This is a genomic window from Haliscomenobacter sp. (genome assembly GCF_040403615.1).
Taxonomy (GTDB): Bacteria; Bacteroidota; Bacteroidia; order Chitinophagales; family Saprospiraceae; genus Haliscomenobacter.
On record NZ_JBBAKG010000060.1, the window covers coordinates 16,620 to 36,986 of the forward strand.

The 20,367-nt window shown below is 48.0% G+C and carries 19 protein-coding genes; 15 read left to right on the forward strand and 4 right to left on the reverse strand.

Going from position 1 to position 20,367, the window contains the following annotated elements:
* Positions 1 to 67: 67 nt before the first annotated feature.
* Together ABW391_RS18435 and ABW391_RS18440 are read left to right on the forward strand one after the other, a co-directional pair.
* Entirely contained in the window at positions 68 to 1,078 is a 1,011-nt protein-coding gene (locus ABW391_RS18435; protein WP_353483380.1) for a glutamine synthetase beta-grasp domain-containing protein, read from the forward strand.
* A gap of 95 nt (positions 1,079 to 1,173) precedes the next feature.
* Positions 1,174 to 1,827 carry a VOC family protein gene (locus ABW391_RS18440; protein WP_353483381.1) on the forward strand — a complete coding sequence of 218 codons (654 nt, stop codon included), beginning with the start codon at positions 1,174 to 1,176 and terminating at the stop codon, positions 1,825 to 1,827.
* 11 nt (positions 1,828 to 1,838) lie between these two features.
* Here the strand turns inward: ABW391_RS18440 and ABW391_RS18445 are convergent, their stop codons facing one another.
* Positions 1,839 to 3,263, reverse strand: coding sequence for a Gfo/Idh/MocA family protein (locus ABW391_RS18445; RefSeq protein ID WP_353483382.1), 1,425 nt, complete (start codon positions 3,261 to 3,263; stop codon positions 1,839 to 1,841).
* 321 nt (positions 3,264 to 3,584) lie between these two features.
* Between ABW391_RS18445 and ABW391_RS18450 the strand changes: the two genes are divergently transcribed.
* On the forward strand, positions 3,585 to 4,028 hold the full coding sequence (locus ABW391_RS18450) for an AMP-binding enzyme (RefSeq protein WP_353483383.1): 444 nt from the start codon (positions 3,585 to 3,587) through the stop codon (positions 4,026 to 4,028).
* 147 nt (positions 4,029 to 4,175) lie between these two features.
* Here the strand turns inward: ABW391_RS18450 and hemH are convergent, their stop codons facing one another.
* Complete coding sequence (hemH, locus tag ABW391_RS18455) at positions 4,176 to 5,189, reverse strand: ferrochelatase (protein WP_353483384.1); 1,014 nt, start codon at positions 5,187 to 5,189, stop codon at positions 4,176 to 4,178.
* 145 nt (positions 5,190 to 5,334) lie between these two features.
* Here hemH and surE point away from each other — a divergent pair, with 145 nt between their 5' ends.
* The 4 genes from surE (at position 5,335) to ABW391_RS18475 (ending at position 8,888) form a co-directional block, all read left to right on the forward strand.
* A complete protein-coding gene (gene surE / locus ABW391_RS18460; RefSeq protein ID WP_353483385.1) occupies positions 5,335 to 6,114 on the forward strand; it encodes a 5'/3'-nucleotidase SurE in 780 nt (259 codons plus the stop codon).
* 23 nt (positions 6,115 to 6,137) lie between these two features.
* Positions 6,138 to 6,443: a hypothetical protein gene (locus tag ABW391_RS18465; RefSeq protein WP_353483386.1), complete on the forward strand. Its 306-nt coding sequence runs from the start codon at positions 6,138 to 6,140 to the stop codon at positions 6,441 to 6,443.
* Between the two features lie 148 nt (positions 6,444 to 6,591).
* On the forward strand, positions 6,592 to 7,710 hold the full coding sequence (gene lpxB, locus ABW391_RS18470) for a lipid-A-disaccharide synthase (protein ID WP_353483387.1): 1,119 nt from the start codon (positions 6,592 to 6,594) through the stop codon (positions 7,708 to 7,710).
* Between the two features lie 962 nt (positions 7,711 to 8,672).
* A complete protein-coding gene (locus tag ABW391_RS18475; RefSeq protein ID WP_353483388.1) occupies positions 8,673 to 8,888 on the forward strand; it encodes a PspC domain-containing protein in 216 nt (71 codons plus the stop codon).
* Between the two features lie 39 nt (positions 8,889 to 8,927).
* On the opposite strand, the gene ABW391_RS18480 is transcribed toward ABW391_RS18475, so the two are convergent.
* Positions 8,928 to 9,335 carry an EVE domain-containing protein gene (locus ABW391_RS18480; protein WP_353483389.1) on the reverse strand — a complete coding sequence of 136 codons (408 nt, stop codon included), beginning with the start codon at positions 9,333 to 9,335 and terminating at the stop codon, positions 8,928 to 8,930.
* Positions 9,336 to 9,491: 156 nt separating this feature from the next.
* Between ABW391_RS18480 and ABW391_RS18485 the strand changes: the two genes are divergently transcribed.
* Positions 9,492 to 10,349, forward strand: a complete 858-nt coding sequence (locus ABW391_RS18485; protein ID WP_353483390.1) for a mechanosensitive ion channel family protein — start codon at positions 9,492 to 9,494, stop codon at positions 10,347 to 10,349.
* 2 nt (positions 10,350 to 10,351) lie between these two features.
* On the opposite strand, the gene ABW391_RS18490 is transcribed toward ABW391_RS18485, so the two are convergent.
* Positions 10,352 to 11,692, reverse strand: coding sequence for a GntP family permease (locus ABW391_RS18490; RefSeq protein WP_353483391.1), 1,341 nt, complete (start codon positions 11,690 to 11,692; stop codon positions 10,352 to 10,354).
* A gap of 134 nt (positions 11,693 to 11,826) precedes the next feature.
* On the opposite strand from ABW391_RS18490, the gene ABW391_RS18495 reads away from it, so the two are divergent.
* The 7 genes from ABW391_RS18495 (at position 11,827) to ABW391_RS18525 (ending at position 20,258) form a co-directional block, all read left to right on the forward strand.
* Positions 11,827 to 12,312 (forward strand): Lrp/AsnC family transcriptional regulator, encoded by a 486-nt coding sequence (locus ABW391_RS18495; protein ID WP_353483392.1) that lies wholly within the window; start codon positions 11,827 to 11,829, stop codon positions 12,310 to 12,312.
* 196 nt (positions 12,313 to 12,508) lie between these two features.
* Positions 12,509 to 13,876 carry an NAD-dependent succinate-semialdehyde dehydrogenase gene (locus ABW391_RS18500; RefSeq protein WP_353483393.1) on the forward strand — a complete coding sequence of 456 codons (1,368 nt, stop codon included), beginning with the start codon at positions 12,509 to 12,511 and terminating at the stop codon, positions 13,874 to 13,876.
* A gap of 13 nt (positions 13,877 to 13,889) precedes the next feature.
* Positions 13,890 to 15,185, forward strand: coding sequence for an aspartate aminotransferase family protein (locus ABW391_RS18505; RefSeq protein WP_353483394.1), 1,296 nt, complete (start codon positions 13,890 to 13,892; stop codon positions 15,183 to 15,185).
* A gap of 196 nt (positions 15,186 to 15,381) precedes the next feature.
* Positions 15,382 to 16,812, forward strand: a complete 1,431-nt coding sequence (locus tag ABW391_RS18510) for an NAD-dependent succinate-semialdehyde dehydrogenase (RefSeq protein WP_353483395.1) — start codon at positions 15,382 to 15,384, stop codon at positions 16,810 to 16,812.
* Between the two features lie 25 nt (positions 16,813 to 16,837).
* Positions 16,838 to 18,184, forward strand: a complete 1,347-nt coding sequence (locus tag ABW391_RS18515) for a Na+/H+ antiporter NhaC family protein (RefSeq protein ID WP_353483396.1) — start codon at positions 16,838 to 16,840, stop codon at positions 18,182 to 18,184.
* Between the two features lie 56 nt (positions 18,185 to 18,240).
* Entirely contained in the window at positions 18,241 to 18,876 is a 636-nt protein-coding gene (locus ABW391_RS18520; RefSeq protein ID WP_353483397.1) for a GNAT family N-acetyltransferase, read from the forward strand.
* An 8-nt stretch (positions 18,877 to 18,884) separates the two neighbouring features.
* Entirely contained in the window at positions 18,885 to 20,258 is a 1,374-nt protein-coding gene (locus ABW391_RS18525; protein WP_353483398.1) for an aspartate aminotransferase family protein, read from the forward strand.
* Positions 20,259 to 20,367: the final 109 nt, after the last annotated feature.

Below are 20,367 nucleotides of genomic sequence, written 5' to 3' on the forward strand. Positions count from 1 at the left end.
TCATGCAGCTTTTGAGCACTCTGCCTTTATATCTTCTAAACACAAAATTTTTAAACTTAAAGCAATCATGGCAAAAGCAAAACTAGAGTACATTTGGTTGGATGGCTATCAACCTATGCAAAGCTTGCGCAGTAAAACAAAGATTGTATCTGATTTTAGCGGAAAACTGGAAGATTGCCCAATGTGGTCATTCGATGGAAGCTCTACCGAGCAGGCTCCAGGTAACTCCTCTGATTGTCTGTTGAAACCAGTCGCTTTGTTCTCTGATCCAACCCGCAAAAATGGCTGGTTGGTGATGACTGAAGTATTGACCGCAGATGGTACTCCTCACCCTACAAATGGTCGTGCCCTCATCGAAGACGATGACAACGATTTCTGGTTCGGTTTTGAACAAGAATATTTCCTTTGGGATCCGTCTATCAACAAACCGCTTGGTTTCCCAGAAAGTGGCTACCCAGCTCCACAGGGGCCATACTATTGCTCAGTAGGATACGGCAAGGCTTATGGCCGCGAGATCATCGAAGAGCACCTGGACATCTGTCTTGAGGCGGGCCTGAACGTAGAAGGCATCAACGCTGAAGTTGCAACTGGCCAGTGGGAATTCCAGATTTTCGCCAAAGGCGCAAAATCTGCCGGTGACCAAATCTGGGTTGCGCGCTACTTGCTTGAGCGCACCGGCGAAGAGCACGGTGTAGCCATCGAGTGGCATTGCAAGCCTGTAAAAGGTGACTGGAACGGTTCCGGTATGCACGCCAACTTCTCCAATACAACGCTCCGCACTTGTGGCAGCAAAGAAGTATACGAAAAAGTACTCGAGTCTTTCCGTCCGGTTATCGCCGAGCACATCGCTGTGTATGGCCCAGATAACCACTTGCGCTTGACGGGTAAGCACGAGACTCAATCCATTGACACCTTCAGCTATGGTGTATCTGACCGTGGTGCATCTATCCGCATCCCCGTCGTTACCGTTGAAAAAGGCTGGAAAGGTTATTTGGAAGATCGTCGTCCAAACTCTGCTGCTGACCCTTACAAAGTGGCAGCAGTAATCATCAAGACGGTCAAATCAGCATCGCTCTAGTTCCTGCATAGACATATGCCAACTAGCCCGCTTTGGTTCGCCAAGGCGGGTTTTGTTTTTTTAGGTCAGTTGCTTATTTTCGGGAATCATTTACCATGGAAACAACCCTTCGATCATCAATCGATCACCTGGTCGTTACAGCAGCTTCTCTTGAAGCGGGCACGGCGTACGTGCAGGAAACCCTTGGCATAATACTCCAGCCAGGGGGGGATCATCCCCGTATGGGAACCCACAACCGCTTACTCAAACTGGGAGAAAGCCTGTATCTTGAAGTTATTGCAATCAATCCAACTGCTGCTCTTCCTGATCGGTCTCGCTGGTTTGCTTTGGATGAAAGGCCGAAGATGGCTGCCCCTTCACTGCGGGCCTGGGTGGCCAAAACGAACGACATATTCGCTGCTCAAGCCCTTGCTCCGGAGTGGTTTGGGGCCATTGAACCAATGAGCAGAGGTGACCTCAACTGGTTGATCACCATCACCGACACTGGCCGCTTGTCACTAAACGGACTTTGTCCGCTATTGATCCAGTGGCAAACCGAGACTCATCCTGCCGCCCGACTTGCCGACTCCGGTTGTTTTCTTATCGGCCTGGATGGCTACCATGCCAATGCCATACAACTCAATACAACTCTTGAAAGAATGGGCTTTGAGGATAAATTTTTAATGCATCCAATTGATCCATCTGAACAGCTTTATTTCGTAGCACATATCCAGACACCAGCTGGTGTACGCCGGCTGGTGTCTGGATAAGCGGTTTGTGTTTAACTTTTTCTCATCTCCGTGGTTGCACCTCCTTCCAAGCTGAGGCTTACTGGTTTGTTGCTGTTCCAGGAGCCACGGGTAAAATCGGGCACCTCAACAGTTTTGCCTTTTTTAGCCACGGAGGCTTCGCTCAGTGGGGCGATTGCACTCCAGGATGCTGCGTCGTACACATCCTGATCCAGTGGTAAGCCATTTCTCAAGCAATCGATCAGGCGCCAGTCCATGATGAAATCCATGCCGCCGTGGCCGCCTACTTTTTTGGCAATTTCGCCAATGTGTTTGACCAGAGGGGTGATGTACTTTGCTTCCATTTCTTTCATTTCCGCTTCTTTCATCCATTCTTCTCCAAGCGCAATTCTCACCGGTTCCGGCCATTTTTGTGCGACTCCCTTGGTGCCACTGAGCAGGTGGATGCGGGAGTACGGGCGAGTTGACGTTACATCATGTTGCAAGAGTACGGTTTTGCCGTGATTGGTTCGAATGATGGTATTGTTCATGTTTCCCCGGTAGGTTTTGCCGGCGAATTCATTGAAAAAAGGATCTTTTGCTGCTTCTTCCTTGGCACGGGCTGCCATTTGAAAATCGTTGGTGGATATAGATACCAGATGGTCAAATTTATCGCCGCGATTGATGTTTAGGCATTGCGCAATCGGGCCTAAACCATGTGTAGGGTACAAGTTGCCATTGCGCATGTTTTCCCTCAGGCGCCACATGTCGGAATAAGAAGTTTTGCTAAAGTTGGAATCAATCAAGTCGTGTACATATGCACCTTCGACATGCACCAATTCCCCAAAAAGGCCATTGCGTACCATATTCAGGGTCAACTGTTCAAAGAAGTCGTAGCAACAGTTTTCCAGCATCATGCAATGCTTTTTGGTCTTTTCTGAAGTCTCTACCAACTGCCAACATTCATCGATTGTTTTGGCGGCGGGTACTTCTATCGCTACGTGCTTGCCCTGATTCATTGCGTATACGGCCATAGGTGTATGCATGCTCCAGGGCGTTGCGATGTACACCAGGTCAATGTCACTGCTGGCACACATTGCTTTCCATCCTTCCTCTCCGCTGTATTCTTTGGCTTTGGGGCGACCTGCTTTTTCCAGCTTTGCTTGTTGTGCAGATGCCCTTTTAGGATCTTTATCACAAAGGGCTACGATTTCTACTCCTTCAATGAGGTTCATACGGGATACTGCTCCAGGCCCGCGATTTCCCAAACCGATGAATCCAATGCGCACTTTATCCAGTTTGGGGGCAGCAAAACCACACATGTTAAATTGCTGCTGACCAAGGAACGCAGATTGGGCGTCATTTTCCTGAATAGTGTTAAAGTCAGTGGATTTGGCCTCCACCAATTGCGGCATACCCAGTGAAGCGAATCCTGCTCCCCAGGTGATTTTTTTAAGAAAATTTCTTCGGTTGTTCATTCTGATGACGAAGTTAGGTTGTGAATGAAGAAGTAAACCTGCAAAGACAGGTGCTTACTATCTTTAAATTTTCAAATTTAAATTTAACTTGGGGAGCTGGTGTTCAAAGTTAGTGAGTTCACCTAATTACTCATACGCTGAAATCAAAATAATGGAAATCAAGGATTTTTTTGTTAAAGTACGCGAAGACATTGCCCGGGAGTCTTTTGATGATTTGACGAACTTACAACTGCATAAACTACTTTCCTGTACGATCTGGTCATCGCAAATAAAGATGGCATTGAATAGCCCCCTTTTGAAGAGGGCAGCATCTGCATCAAAATGGACAACGCAAGAGCGAATGGCGTGTTTATGGATTACCTGGGAGAATCCGATCGCAAAGCACAAGTATTTCTGCACAGACTGTACTATACTGGAGATAAAGCCTACAAAGATGAAGAAGGCTACATTTGGTTTTTAGGCAGAGACGATGATGTCATCAAAGCCTCAGATTTTAGAATCGGCCCTTTTGAGGTGGAGAGTGTCCTGATCGAGTATGAAGCCGTTGTTGAAACCGCAGCAGTAGCCAGTCCCCACGCATTGCGGGGTTGTGCGGTTAAATCTTTTGTAACCCTCAGGGCAGGAGAAATCGGCAGCCAGGAATTGGCGGATGCCTTGTTTGCACATTGTGAAAAGAATTTGGCCAGCTACAAGATTCCCCGCATCATCGAGTTTGTAGACCTGCTCCCAAAACCAACAGCGGGAAAATTCGTAGGGTTGAACTGAGGGCAAATGAGGCGTAATCCAGGAAAAAAATGAGCTGAACCCAAGGGAGCTTTTTCATTTGAAGTATTGATGCGGTAATGGGTAGTGGGTTTCGACATTTACTAAACTTTAAAAGTTTAGTAAATGTCGAAACCCCAAAAACCTCACCTACCTCACCATATCCGCCACCACCTTTATCCACCTTGGATCATCATTCAAACTAGGCACCAAATCCACCGTATCGCCGCCCATTTCGTGAAATTCTTCCTGGTATTCGCTGCTGATTTCGACAATCGTTTCAAGGCAATCCGCAACAAATGCTGCGCTGAATACCAACAATCGCTTGGCGCCTTGTTTGGCTAATTTTTCCAGTACTTCGATGGTGTAAGGCTTTATCCATGGATCGTTTCCCAAACGGCTTTGAAAACTAATGGTATAGCGATCGGGGGTCAAATTCAGCTTCTCGCCGATGGCTTTTGCGGTACCATGGCACTGGGCTGAATAGCAAAACTGGTTTTTAATGGAAATGCTTTGACAACAATCGGCGGATTTCAAACAATGGTTGCAGGAATCAGCCTTGATCATCTGCCGCTGTGGCAAGCCGTGAAAACTGAACAGGATATGATCGTAGGAATCGATGTCAAATTTTCGCGCATTGTCGGCAAAAATCTCGATCATCGGATCATGGTCGTAATAAGAATTGATGAAACGGACGTTGGGGATCACTTGTTCTTTGCGCAGCAAACGCATCACTTCATCGTGCACCGAGCCCGTACTTGCTGAAGCGTATTGCGGAAACATCGGGAAAACCGTGATTTCTGAGACTTGCTGGTCAATTAACCTCTTCAAGGCAGATTCAACCGACGGATTTTGATAGCGCATGCCCAATTCCACGATGTACTCGTCGCCCAATGCCGCCTGTACCCCAGCCGCCACTCGCTCGCCAAATATTTTGATGGGAGAGCCTTCCGGCGTCCACAACTCCTTGTACAATTTGGATGAAGAACCCGAACGGAAAGGAGCAATGATCCCTTTAACCAGAATTTGCCTGGGCAGCCAAGGAATATCAATCACCCTTGGATCAGTCAAAAACTGACGCAAATAAACGTATACATCTCCACGGTTAGGGGAGTTGGGGGTGCCGAGATTGACCAGCAAAACGCCTTTTTTACCAAAAACCATAACTGAACTATTTTTGCAAACTACCTTTGGAACAAGTCTGCCCTCTTTTGGTTTATTTTCTTGCCAAAAACCACCTGAATCCCCAAATGGGGTTATTTTTGGCGCTGCGAAAATACATGATCTAAAGATGAATCAACAACCCGAGATGAAAAAACCTTTAATTCTGGTCACCAATGACGATGGCATTGCCGCCAGAGGCATCAAAACCCTGATTGACATTGCCAAGCAACTTGGTGATGTTGTGGTAGTTGCACCCGATTCTCCCCAGTCGGGACAAGGCCACGCGATCACCATCGAGCACCCTTTGCGTTTGTACAAGGTCGATCTTTTTGAGGGCGTAGAAGCTTACGAGTGTTCTGGCACTCCGGTAGATTGTGTCAAATTGGCCAAAAACGTCCTGCTCAAAGACCGGGAAGTCAGTCTGTGTGTATCGGGGATCAACCACGGCTCGAACGCAGCCATCAACATCATCTATTCTGGCACCCTTTCTGCCGCCATGGAAGCTTCCCTTGAAGGAATTCCTTCGATTGGTTTTTCTTTTTTGAATTATTCTCCCCGGGCTGATTTTTCGGCCTGCGTCCCTTTTGCCAAGAGCTTGATGGAATACGTTTTGGAACATGGCATGGACAAAGGAAACCTCTGGAATGTCAACATCCCCGACTTGCCCGTTGCTGAAATCAAGGGCATCAAGGTAAGCCGCCAGGCCGATGCGCGTTGGGTAGAAGAATTTGCAGAAGCCACCGATCCCCGGGGCCAAAAATACTACTGGCTGACTGGCCGTTTTGTTAATGAAGACCAGAACACCGATACCGATGTTTGGGCGCTCGAAAATGGCTACATCTCACTGGTGCCTTCCAAGCATGATTTGACCAATTATGAGGCATTGGAAGAATTGAAGACATTGGATTTTTCAATCAAAGTTTAAAGCAAGCATAGAATCTAATCACCATGAATATTGACCGCAATCAAATTTGGGTAGGAGTAGTCGCGGGCATTTTGGTTCCCTTTGTAGCCTATGCCTTTCTTTTGATGCTGTCTGAAAAACTGGACATTTGGTTTCCAGAACTCACCGCCGATGGCGAATCAGTGATTGCACCCCGTACCGTTTACCTCCTGGCCATTTGTACCAACTTGATTCCCTTTCACCTCATGGATCGACAGCGCTTGACCAAAGCCATGCGTGGCACCATCATTGCTACGTTCATTCTAGGAGTAATCTGGTTGCTGTACTTTGGGAAAAACATGCTAGAGTAAACCACCAGAAATACATTAGCAACGCAGAAAAATTAACTTACCAATTTTGGGTTTTGAATAGGAAGTCGAAAGGTTCATTTCAAGTGAGCTTCCTATTCAAAACCCGCTAAAAAAATCGGGAAGTAATTTTTGCGTCATACTTATCACCATGAAATACTACCTCATAGCCGGCGAAGCTTCGGGCGATTTGCACGGTTCGAACTTGATGAAAGCGCTCAAAGTTGAAGACCCACAAGCCGAATTTCGGATTTGGGGAGGCGATTTGATGCAAGCTGCGGGAGGCGACCTGCGCAAGCATTACCGCGATCTGGCCTTTATGGGGTTTGTAGAAGTGGTGAAAAACCTGCCTACCATCCTGCGCAATTTCCGTTTTTGTGAAGCGGATATCTTTGAATACCAGCCAGATGCCCTGATTTTGATCGATTACCCGGGATTCAATCTGCGCATTGCCAAGTGGGCCAAAAAACAAGGAATAAAAGTCTTGTACTACATTTCGCCACAAATCTGGGCCTGGCATACCAGCCGTGTACACCAGATCAAAGCCAATGTAGACCGCATGTATGTGATCTTGCCTTTTGAAAAGGATTTTTATGCCAAATACGAATGTGATGTCGATTTTGTAGGGCATCCCCTGCTCGATGTGATCAAAGACTACGCCGCTGCGCCAGATTTTCGCAGCAAAAACGGCCTCGATGATCGACCCATCATCGCGCTTTTGCCCGGAAGCCGCAAACAAGAAATCATCCGTATGCTGGGGGTGATGCTGGAAATGGCACCCCTGTTTCCAGATCATCAATTCATAATCGCTGGTGCACCCTCGATTCCAGCCTTGTTTTACGAAGACATTCTGGTGCAGAAACAACGCCCGGAAAACGTCAATTTTGTGCAAAAACAAACCTACGATTTGCTGTCTCAAGCCGAAGCGGCACTGGTCACTTCAGGCACAGCAACCCTGGAAACAGCCTTGTTTCAAGTGCCTGAGGTTGTGTGCTATAAAGGTGGAAACCTCTCTTATCAAATCGCCAAAAGACTCATCGATGTCAAGTACATTTCCCTGGTCAATCTGATCGTTGACAAGCCTTTGGTAAAAGAACTCATACAAAATAATTTTAATTCAAAAGAGCTTCACAATGAGTTGTTAAAATTATTTTTATCCGAAAACCGAGCCGCAATTAAAGCAGGATTCACTGAATTACAATCACTTATGGGTGATGCTGGCGCATCTCATCGCGCAGCGGCATTGATGGTCAAAAAAATAAGTGATTAAAAATTTTTGTAATATTAAAAATTTACTACATTTGTGTTATCGAGCTGCCAAAAGCAGTTCGTTTGAGACACTATATCTACACACTAAGGTCATTGTTCAACACTAGCTGAATGCACTCTTGCAACAGGGTACACATCGCATGTCTTGCGCTCATCTCTTTTCCATCCACTTCACTGTATTTCTCTGTAAACTAAATTCCTGGTGCGTCATCACCAGGGTTCCTAACTTTTGTTTTTGTTCTCCGGCCGGTTTGGTTTGCCCCAAACTGGAACTGTAAATGCTTTACCCTAAATGCATTTGGCACTACTTGTACAGTGCGAATTGCTGGGTTTCAAATGCTTAAATTTTAGCATTCTAACTAAATGGTTTGGCTTTTGTATTGCTTTGAGCGGTTAGTAACCGCTTGATACCCAAAAACTTTTTGCTGTTTTTCTGCGCTTGCCGCAGTGCTTAACCGCACTGACGACCCGGCACTCCTCTGCCTTTAATGCTGTGCATTCTCAGGAGGTAATTGCGCGGACGAAAAACGTAAATATGTTGTTTAATCGCATTATCAAACACTAAAATATTTTTACTATGAAACACATTGCAATTTCTCAGCGCAAGCGCACCACTGAAAGCTTTTTGTTGTTTGCTTTGGCCCTTTTGGGAGGTATTGGATTGTTTGTTTGTATGGGGATTTAAGGCTTTGTTTTTGGGTTGCACACGATTTTACATGCTCGTGTAAAATTTTGTGTAACCCAAAAACCAAAACTGCAATATCTAAGCTCACTTTTGCCGGATAATTCGTTAATTTGCATTATCCTAAGGGGTGATAAAAAAATAAGTGTTTCATTTTGCCAAAGGATTAGATGAGTAAGCGGTTCATTTTAACTGTCTTATCTAATCCTTTGGCTCAAAGAAAATGAACACTTATTTTGCCCCACTACTAATGGTAATGTCTTTTTTTAAACGAAACAGCTATGAAAGAAGTGAAGTCCCTGGTAGCACGTTCGGCTTTCGGTGTATGCAGTTATGTTGGCCAAAAGATGGGCTTATCGCCGGATCGGGTAAGGTTGTATTTTATTTATTCCTCTTTTGTCACTTTGGGTTCACCAATCATTGTGTACCTGGTGATGGCTTTTTGGCTCAATGTCAAAAAATACATCAAGGCAGGACGCAACATGCTTTGGTCTTAAACCGCAATGCCTTTTTTCATCAAAAGGATTGCCAAAACATCATAATTCACTCATCTTTAATATTTGGGTAAACTCATCTGGCGTTAGTGGCATCACCGAAAGGCGACTCTGGCGGATGAGGGCAATATTGGCCAATTCAGGGGTAGCTTTGATCTCTTTGAGGGAAATGGCGCGGTTGAGTCGGCGTACCGGAACCACTTCCACTACCGACCAATCGCCTTTTTCTGCGGTTGGATCTGGGTAATGTTCTTTGGCGACCTGGCAAATCCCGACGATTTCCATGCCGATGTTGCTGTGGTAAAAAAACACTTGATCTCCTTCTTTCATCGCACGCAAGTTGTTGCGTGCCCCGTAGTTGCGTACGCCATCCCACATGCCTCGGCCTGTAGTTTCCAATTCATCGTAGCTGTAAGCGTCGGGTTCTGATTTGACAAGCCAAAAATTCATAGTCGTGTTTTTTAACGCCGCAAGTTAAAAACATTGGAGATAGATTTGGGTTTTGTGCTCAGGGTTAAATTTTTCTTACTTCTTTCACATCTTGCTTCTACATTAAATTGTTTTCTTTAAAAACGCTAATTTTGCGTTACACGAACATTTCCTGAAATGAACGAAGTATTAAGCGCCCGCCTCGAAATCATTGGGGCATTTATTGGCATCTTGTTGTTAACTGCTTTGGTTGCCTACATCATGGATGGCGTATCCAAACGCTTCATTGAGAAAGCAACCAAACTGATCAAAGGCGACCCCATTCACTATTTTTTTCTCCGGCATTTTTTATCTGGATTGATCTATGTAATCGGCATCAGTTGGGCCATTTCTTCCGTTCCCAGCCTCAAAGCGCTTGCCAGTTCCTTATTGGGTGCGGCAGGGATTTTGGCCATCGCCATTGGTTTGGCCTCACAGAATGCCTTGTCCAATGTGGTGAGTGGCATTTTTATCGTCATTTTTAAGCCATTTAGCATCAACGACCGCTTGCGCATTCACGACAACACCATGACGGGTGTAGTAGAAGACATCACCCTGCGGCATACGGTAATTCGCGATTTTGAAAACCGCCGCATCATTATTCCCAATTCGGTCATCAACCAGGAGGTCATTGTCAATGCCGACTTTGGCGATGATAAAATTTGTAAATGGTTTGAGATTTCAGTGGATACCCATACGGATATAGATCTGGCCAAAGCCATTCTGTTTGAAGAAGCACTCAATCACCCTTTGCGCATCGATACCCGCAAACCGGAAGACATTGAAAATGGAAAACCCGAAGTAACCGTGCGGGTACTCCGGGTAGATGAATACGGCATCCGCTTTCGTGCCTGGATTTGGGCCAAAAACTCTGCCGATGCCTTCGTTATCTCTTGCGATATGTACGAGTCGGTGAAAAAACGTTTTGATCAGGCGGGTATTGAAATACCCCAGGTGCCGAGGTTTAATTTGCCCGATAATGAAGAACCCATGTAGTTTTATTGCAAACCCAAACTCAGTAGCCAAACCAACAGTTGAGCCACTATCCCCATTACGGCGGTGACTGGCGTATAAAGCCGGTACAAGGTATCTGATCTTAAATTTGAGAAAGTAGCAATTACCCAAAAATAAGCATCATTGGCGTGCGAAACCACCATAGAACCTGCGCCCAAAGACAACACGGCCAGGGTGCGCCCCCATTCACTGTCCAATCCTAATCCAGATAGCGCCGGTGCAACAATGCTTGCGGCGGTAATCACTGCCACTGTAGATGAGCCTTGCGCCGTTTTTAGAATTGCGGCCAATAGAAAAGGAAAAAATAAACCCAAATGCCAGTCCATGATGCTGTTGGCCAACCCCGTACTCATCTCTGTTGCCTTCAGCATGGCGCCAAATGTACCCCCACCTGCAATAATGGCCAGAATTGGGCCCGCTTTTTCAATGCCTTCCCCAAACCATTTCTGGAGCAATTGAAAATGATCCTGTTTGGGTAAAATTATTGCGGCCAAAACGATGGCACACAGCAGCGCAATCACCGGATCACCCAGTAAACTCAGCAGCTTCAACCAACTATTCATTGCATTTTCCGGGGCTCTACCCAGGAAAACAAGAGACTTCAGACCGATTAAAAAAATGGGCAGCATTACGGGGAGAAATGCCCGCCAGATAGAGGGCAAATCTTCGGGTTCATCCAGATGCTCATGTTCGCTTTGCTGCGCAGAGTCTTCAATTTTAGGTCCAAATCGCAAAGCCCAAATGTAGCCCAACCAGGTCAGTGGGATCGAAATGCCCATGCCCACCAGCATCACCATGCCCAAATCTGCGCCCATTGTAACTGCCGCAGCCGCGATGCCTGGATGGGGTGGCACCAGGCAATGTACGCCGTATAACGCAGTCGCCAAGCACAACGTCATCAAGGGCATGCCAAAAGGGGTACGGCGCACCAAGGACTGCTTCAGCCCATTGAGAATGATGAACCCAGAATCACAAAAAATGGGCAACCCTACCAGAAAACCAGTCATTGACAAGGCCGCAGGGGCACGATTCTCACCCACCAGGCCAAGAATAAAATTGGCCATGCGCAAAGTCGCTTTGCTGCGTTCCAACAATACCCCCAGAACTGTCCCCAGGATGATGACCAAACCAATTTTTTTCATGGTTTCGCCAAAACCTTCTTTCAAGGTATCTACAATTTTGTCCAGCGGCATCCCCGAAACCAGTCCCAACAACAATGCAACCAGAAACAACACCAGGAAGGGATGCATGCGCCAACGGGCAGTGCACCACACAATCAATCCGACACTTCCGAGCAAAAGACCAAACAACCACAGTGTAGACATAGGCTTTAGGGATAATCAGGTTCAATACTTATTCAAAAATAATTCGATTTTTGATTTAAAAATCAAAAATATTTTCTCATTTCCCTGAATTTCTCAAATGATTCTCTATTTTTACTCCAATAATACAACCTGCTTTGGAAAACGCCAACACAAACAATTACCAACCAGATGAAATCGATCATATTATTCTGCAAACCTTGCAGGAAGACGGTCGAAAATCTTTTTCCGACCTTGCCAAAGAGATGGGCATGGCCGTGAGTACCATCAGCAAGCGCTACATGAACCTGGTCGATTGTGGCATCCTGACCATTGTTGGCCGCGTTGAACCCGAACGGGTCGGACTCAATGCCTATGCCGCCATTCAGGTACAAGTAGATACCGTTGCCAACGTAGAGCGGGTAGCCGAAGAACTTCAAGCAATGCCCGAAGTTTGTTTCCTCGCCTTGCGTACCGGAGATTTTCAATTGGAAATCAACGTCATGTGCCGCGACAACACTCACCTGATGGAAATCCTGCGCAACAACATGGACAAAATCAACCACGTCCGCAAATACGAAATCAACATGTACCTGAAAGTCTACAAATGGGGAAGATCAGGAGTACGCAGAATTGGGGAATAGCATACAAGTCACCAAAGACAAAATCCAGCGCTGCATCACCTTTCATCCCTCCGCCAACCCACGACTTCAGTCGTGGGAGGCCACCCACAGCCCCACCCCACGAATTTATTCGTGGTAAAACCCCACGAACGTGGTAAATGACCACAAAGGTGGTAAAACCCCAGAAACGTGGGAAACCACAAAAAAACAACCACTCATGCCAAAATTCTTCAAGTCCTTAAACCCCTACACCCAGGAAATCATCGGCGAATACATGGAAGCCAGTGACGTTGAGCTGGAAGTCAAACTGGAATGGGCACAAAGCAACCAACGCGATTGGGCGAAACGCAGCTTTGCAGAAAGGGCTATCTGTTTTGAACAATTGGCACAATACCTGCGCGAGCACAAAGCAGAACTGGCCCTGCTGATGACCCAGGAAATGGGCAAGATATTGCCAGAAGCCCTCGGCGAAATCGAAAAATGTGCCGGGCAATGCATACACTATGCCCAACATGCCGAAGCTTTGCTGCACGCCGACGACATCCCAACCGATGCCACAACTTACAGCGGCGTGAGTTACGAACCCATCGGCATCATTCTGGCCATTATGCCCTGGAATTTCCCATTTTGGCAAGTGTTTCGCTATGCAGTTCCCGCCTTGATGGCTGGCAATGTCACCTTGCTCAAGCACGCGCCCAATGTATTTGGTTGTGCTTTGGCCATCGAGAGGGCCTTTCGGGCAGTTGGTTTCCCGGAGGGCGTATTTCAAGCCATCATTGCCGATGTGGATGCGGTACACCGCCTGGTAGCCGATGATCGGGTGGGTATGGTGACCCTCACCGGCAGCGAAAGGGCTGGCGCATCTGTAGCGGCATTGGCGGGTAGCCACATCAAGAAGTCTATACTCGAACTTGGAGGCAGCGATGCGCTCATCGTGCTTCCTGATGCTGATCTGGACAAAGCCGCTGCTGCCGCCGTCCAATCCCGCATGATGAATGCCGGACAAGTGTGCATAGCCGCCAAACGTTTTTTGGTACACCAGGACATCAAGGCTGTCTTTACCGATAAAATTCTGTCCTTAATTCAGGGCTTAACCCAAGGTGATCCCCTGGATTCTAGTACCAAAATGGGCCCCTTAGCCCGCATCGACCTTGCTGAAGGACTGGAACGCCAACTCCACAAAGCACTTGCCCAAGGAGCAACGCTACTCTGTGGCGGCAAACGGGATGGCTGCAATTTTGAACCCACCTTGCTGGATAACGTCAGCCCGGATTCGGTGGTTTTTAAAGAAGAAACCTTCGGCCCACTGGCTGCCATTACAACTTTTGCTTCGGAAGAAGAAGCCATTCAATTGGCCAATGCTTCCCGCTATGGCCTGAGTGCGGCCATTTGGACGCAAGACCTCGACAAAGCCAAATCCATTGGACGCCAACTCGAAGTCGGTAGCGTATTTGTCAACGCAGTGGTGCGTTCCGATTCGCGTTTGCCTATCGGTGGCGTGAAAAGATCTGGCTATGGCCGCGAGCTTTCCGAAGCGGGCATCAAAGAGTTTTGTGTTGCAAAAACTCATTATATTAATAGTTGAAAAATACCAAGGAATGACATCCGCAGAACTAATGGCAAGACGCAATCGCGTGCTGCCCAAAGCCATGTTTACGACCTCAACGCTCAATGCAGTTTCGGCCAAGGGCGCTATTTTTTTCGATGTTGAAGGCAACGAATACATTGATTTCAGCGGAGGCATTGGCGTTCTCAATGCCGGGCATTGCCCCGCTCCCGTCAGCGAGGCCATCGCCAAGCAGGCTCAAACGCTGATGCATACGTTTTTCAACGTACTCACCCATGAGCCTTACGTATTACTGGCCGAGAAGTTGGTTGAAATATTGCCCCACGGCGAGGAGACCAAGGTCATGTTTGTCAGCAGTGGTGCTGAAGCGGTCGAAAACGCAGTGAAAATAGCCCGCCAGGCCACTGGTCGGCAAGGCATTATTTGTTACACTGGCGGATTTCACGGACGTACTTTGATGGGCATGAGTTTGACCTCTAAAGTGAGTTACAAAACCGGTTGCGGGCCTTTTGCCCCTGAAATATACCGCTTGCCATTCCCGGATTATTACCACAATGGTCATGGCCAGGAATTTTATGCTTTCGTGGAACAAGAACTGGAAAATTTTAAAAAATACTTGAGTACGGTTGTCGCTCCCGACAATGTTGCGGCGGTGATTGTTGAACCCGTTCAGGGCGAGGGTGGTTTTTACGTTACTCCACTGCGCTACCTGCAAGGCTTGCGCGAAATTTGCGACCAACACGGCATCCTGCTGATTTTGGATGAAGTCCAATCCGGCTTTGGCCGTACCGGAAAATGGGCAGCTTACGAGCATTACGGAGTGATCCCGGATATTTCCACCTGGGCAAAATCCCTGGGTTCAGGTATTCCGATTGGCGCAGTGATGGGCAAAGCCGAAGTAATGGACAAGGCATTGCCGGGTACTTTAGGTGGCACATATTCAGGCAATCCCGTAGCATGTGCAGGCGCCTTGGCCTCGGTTGAATACATGCAAGAAATCGACATCAACCAAAAAGGGGAACAAATTGGTCAAACCTTGTTGCACTTTTTTACCGACCTCAAAAAAGAGTGCTCGGCGATTGGAGATGTGCGTGGCCTGGGTGCAATGGTGGCCATTGAATTGGTGAAAAACCAAAACCCGAACTTGCCTGATGCAGAATTGACCAAACAGTTGGTCACCGCTTGTATTTCTCGTGGCCTCTTTTTGATCAGTGCAGGCGTTTACGGCAATGTAATCCGCGTACTTTGCCCTCTGGTGATCAGCGAAGAAATGTTGATGAAAGGATTGGCGATCTTGCGCGAGGAATTGCTGCATTTGTGTGCATAACTCACATTACGCAGCACTTAAACGTCCGCCAAACCTGAAATATCGATAGCAAAGCGGAATAGCGGTTTTCTATTCGACACTTTCGTAAAATATTTCGTGTGAAACGAATTCACAATTGCGTTTGCTGCTTAATGTGAGAGCATAAGTTTTTAGATTTGAGTTTTATAATGAACCGAACCCCCAAAGCGCAATAAACATGCAAAAAAACCACATCAACGGCAATTGGCTGGATGCCATCAACGAAGGAATCTGGGCCGTGGTCAACCCGGCAACGGAAGAAGTGATCGCCAGTGTTCCTTTTGGCGGCACCGCCGATGTTCAAGTGGCCATCGATGCCGCAGCCGCAGCCTTTCCTGCCTGGAAAGGCACCAATGCCTGGCAACGCGCGGAGGTGCTGAAAAAAGTTGCCGATTTGATGCGGGTGCGCAGCAAGGAGCTTGCCCAAATTACCATTTCCGAAGCGGGCAAGCCGATGCCTGAAGCTGTTGGAGAATGGGTGGTGGCTGCCCAGTTTTTTGAGTGGTACGCCGAAGAAGCCAAACGCAACTATGGACGAACCATTCCCGCCAGTCGCAACAACAAACGCATGTCGGTAATCTCCCAACCCATCGGCGTCGTAGGCATCATCACCGCCTGGAATTTCCCGGTGTGGAACCTTTGTCGGGTGTGGGCTGCTGCACTGGCTGCGGGTTGTACCATTGTGGCCAAACCCAGTGAATATACCCCACTCACCGCAATGGCTTTGATGGAATTGCTGATTGAAGCCGGAATGCCAGCTGGTGTTGCCAATCTTGTTTTGGGCAATGCTGCCGAAATTGGCGAAGCACTTTTGTCCCGCCCCGAAGTACGCAAAATCCATTTCGTAGGCAGTACCCGGGTCGGTAAAATCTTGTTGGAAGGAGCCTCGCGCACCAATACCAAACTATCGCTCGAATTGGGCGGCAATGCGCCGTGTCTGATTTTCCCGGATGTCAATCTTGAGGCGGTGGCCCATAGTGCGGCCATTGCCAAATCGCGGAACTGTGGTCAGGTCTGTGTTTCTCCCCAACGCTTTTTGGTACACCAGGACATTTATGCTGCATTTGTTGACCGGATCAGCTTTCACCTGTCGCAATTGAAAATAGGGCATGGCGATGATAGCAACACCCAAATTGGCCCACTGATCAATGCCCGCCAGCGGGATCAGGTGGAGCAGATGGTGCAAAATAGCATCCGTCAAGGGGCTCGTTTGAGTACCGGAGGCCATCGCCCCACTCAATTCTCCAAAGGCTTCTTTTATACACCCACCGTACTTTCTGACGTAAGCCCCGACTACGATATTTTCCGGAAGGAAGTTTTTGGTCCCGTGCTGGGCGTTACGCCATTTTCAAGTACGGATGAAGCCATTGCACTGGCCAATGATACTGAGTACGGTTTGGCCAGTTATCTTTGGACCAATGACCTGCGCACCTCGATAAAAGTTTCCGAGGCACTGGAGTTTGGCATTGTGGGCATCAACGAATGGGCTGCCCATGCTACTGAAGCACCCTTTGGTGGTTGGAAACAAAGTGGACTCGGCTACGAGTGTGGTGAAGAAGGGCTGCACGAATATTTGGAGAAAAAGCTGATCAGTACTGGAGATCTGTAAATGCAAACCCGCAAAGTCATAATACATGGAGTACGGTGCCCTTTGTCTCATTCCACCCCTCGTGGTGATCATTTTGGCGATCTTTATCCGGCGGGCTTTCGAGCCGCTGTTGATCGGCTGTCTGGTTGGTTTCGTCCTCATCAAACCCAGCGAATTTCCGGGTAATTTTATCGATGCGTTGGTGGCCACCATGCGCGATGAAACCATGGCCTGGATCATTCTGGTGTGTGGTTTGTACGGATCGTTGATTCACCTGATCATTCAATCAGGAGGGGTATTCGCATTTGGGCAATACGTATTGAAGTATGTCAAAACCCGGCGCAGTGCCTTGCTGGTGACCTGGTTGTTGGGCTTATTCATTTTTGTGGATGACTACATGAGCGCCCTGGCTTCGGGGGTTACCATGCGCAAAATCACCGACAACTACCGCATCTCGCGCGAAATGCTGGCTTTGCAGGTCAACGCCATGGCTGCTCCCATTTGTGTGCTGATTCCCATGACCACCTGGAGCATTTATGTAAGCAAACTTTTGGAAGAAAACAAAGTGGTGCAAGCTGGTGGCGGATTCACTGGTTTTTTGCACCTCATTCCATATATGTTTTACGCCTGGGTGGTGGTGATTATCGCCCTGTTGTTGGCACTGGGTAAATTTCCGTTGTTGGGAAAACTCAAACTGGCCGAAACCCGCGCTCGGGAGACTGGGGTGTTGGCGCCACCCAAATCCATTTTGAGTAAAACCGACGAAAACGTACTCAGGGTTCCGGGTGCCAAACCCCGTTACTTTTTCTTGCCCCTGATTGTTTTAATTGCTGCAACCTTAATTTTGGACAAAGATGCCCTCAAAGGCGTGATGGTCGGCGTGGCGTTTACTTTTTTTTACTACTGGTGGAGTGGCCTGATGAGCTTCGATGCCATTACCGACGGCATTTTTGAAGGTTTTCAAAGTATGGTTTTTGCCCTGGCTATTCTGACCATGTCGTACGTACTCAAACGAGTGGGCGATGAGATGGGGCTGACCCCTTTTGTAATCGATAGTGTCAAAGGTGTTTTGACCAAGGGAATGTTGCCAATGGTGATCTTCCTGGTCTTGAGTTTTATATCTTATACCACAGCTTCTTCCTGGGGCGTGTATGCCGTGGCGATCCCGATCGTAGTGCCATTGGCACAGGCTCTGGATGCCAATATGTGGGCTACATTAGCGGCAGTGATTTCGGCGGGAGCTTTTGGTTCGCACGCCAGTTTTTACTCGGATGTTACGGTGCTTACTTCTACCAGTACGGAATGCAACAATATGGAACTATCCTTTGCGGCATTGCCTTACAATTTAATTGCGGTAGGTTTGGCAGCAGTGCTGTTTTTGTTTTTTGCGTAAGGGGCGATAAAAAAATAAACATTTATTTTTGCCCCACTACTAAATTGATTCAGTCCATGTACCAAAAAGAGCTTGACAACGGCATCATACTTCAACTGACTCAAGGGCAGCATGCCAAAGCTTTGGATACCTTGCAACGCATCGTTTTTCCCACCCTGGCGGATGAAGAACGCATGTCCGAACGCCATTACCTACACCATTTGGCCGTTTTTCCCGCAGGGCAATTGGTGCTGCTGAATGGGGATGAGGTGATCGGCATGACCAGTTCGATTCGGTACCACTTTAGCCTGGAAGACCATACTTTTTTGGATGTTTCGGACAATTTGTGGTTCAATACCCACGAGCCAGAGGGCGATTGGTTGTACGGAATGGACATGGGCGTGCATCCCGATTACCGGGGGAGAGGACTTGCCCGGGAAATGTACCGCGCCCGACAGGAAATTTGTCGACAACTGGGACTCAAAGGCCAAATCATTGTCGGCATGCCCAATGGTTATGCCCAATACGCAGCCACGATGAGCCTGGAAGAATACCATCAGCTAGTGGTGGCTGGAAAAATTTACGACCCTACAGTAAGTACCCAAATGCGCATGGGCGCCGAACCCCAAAAATTGATTCACAATTACCTCGACGACCCACAATGTGGCAATGGCGGGGTTTTGATGATTTTGAGTGTAGATAAAAAAGTCTGATCAAACATATGGAAACCAAAACCAAAAACAGCGCCAAGCCCAGCATTCAGCTCTTGACCGCAATACCCGGCCCTAAAGGTCAAGAAATCTTGGCCCGTCGGGCAGCAGCGTTGCCAGCCGGAGCGGCCAGGTCAACGGATGTAGTGGTTGCTTCTGCACGAGGTGCCGTAATCAAGGATGTGGATGGCAATACCCTGCTGGATTTTGCCGGAGGCATTGGCATGATCAATGTGGGGCATTCTCCCGCCAATGTGGTCAATGCGGTAAAGCGACAATTGGACAAATTCATCCATACTTGCCAGATTGTGACCACCATGGAAGCGCCGATCCAGTTGGCCGAATTGCTCAATCGGATTGCTCCGGGTGATTTTGCCAAAAAAACCTTGTTGTGCAATTCTGGTTCGGAAGCCGTTGAAAATGCGGTCAACATTGCCAAATACTACACCCAGCGCCCGGCAGTGATCGTGTTTGAAGGCGCGTACCACGGGCGTACCCACCTGACGCTCAGTTTGACCAGCAAGTACAACCTCTTCAAAAAAGGATTTGGCTCCATGGCGAGCGACATTTATCGCCTGCCTGCACCCAACATGTACCGGATTCCAGAGGGCATGAGTGCGCCAAAATACCTTGATTACTGCCTGGCTCGCCTCGACGAAGCCCTGATCTCACAGGTCGATCCTGCGGCTGTGGCGGCCATTTTGATTGAGCCTGTGCTGGGAGAGGGGGGCTTTATTCCCATCCCTGCTCCTTTTTTGCAAAAGCTGCGCGACATTGCAGATCAGCACGGCATCGTGTTGATTTTTGATGAAATCCAGTGTGGCATGGGCCGTACCGGCAAACTTTGGGCTTGCGAGCACGCCGGAGTCGTACCCGATATGATCACCACCGCCAAAAGTATGGGTGCTGGAATGCCGATTGCTGCGCTGATCGGCAAAGCTGAAATCATGGATTCCCCGCATCCGGGTGGAGTGGGTGGAACTTATGGGGGAAGCCCCGTTGCTTGTGTAGCCGCAATTGAAGCGGTAAAAACCATCATCAGTTCTGGTTTTCAACAAAAAACGGAAAGGGTAGGGGAGCAGATGCGCCGCACCATGGAGGCCTGGAAAAAGAAATACCCACTCGTAGGCGATGTACGCGGCCTGGGCGCCATGCGCCTGGTGGAATTCGTCAAAGACCGCCAAAGCAAAACCCCCGATCCTGAATTGACCCTCGAAATCATCAAGGATGCCACCGCACACGGCATCTTGCTGATCCGGGCAGGTTTGTATTCCAATTGCATCCGCTTGTTGCCACCCTTGGTCATCACGCGCAATCAACTGGCGGAAGGCTTGCTGGTGCTGGAAGATGCGATCAGAAGGGCGCACGAGAAGCGGGGGCTTTAGTGGGTATTTGGATCGTTTCAAACGATAAATTTCTACGAATGCGCTGAGCATTTGAACCGCTATTGAATATTTGTCACTTTTTGTCTGATACAAAAAGTAACCAAAAAAA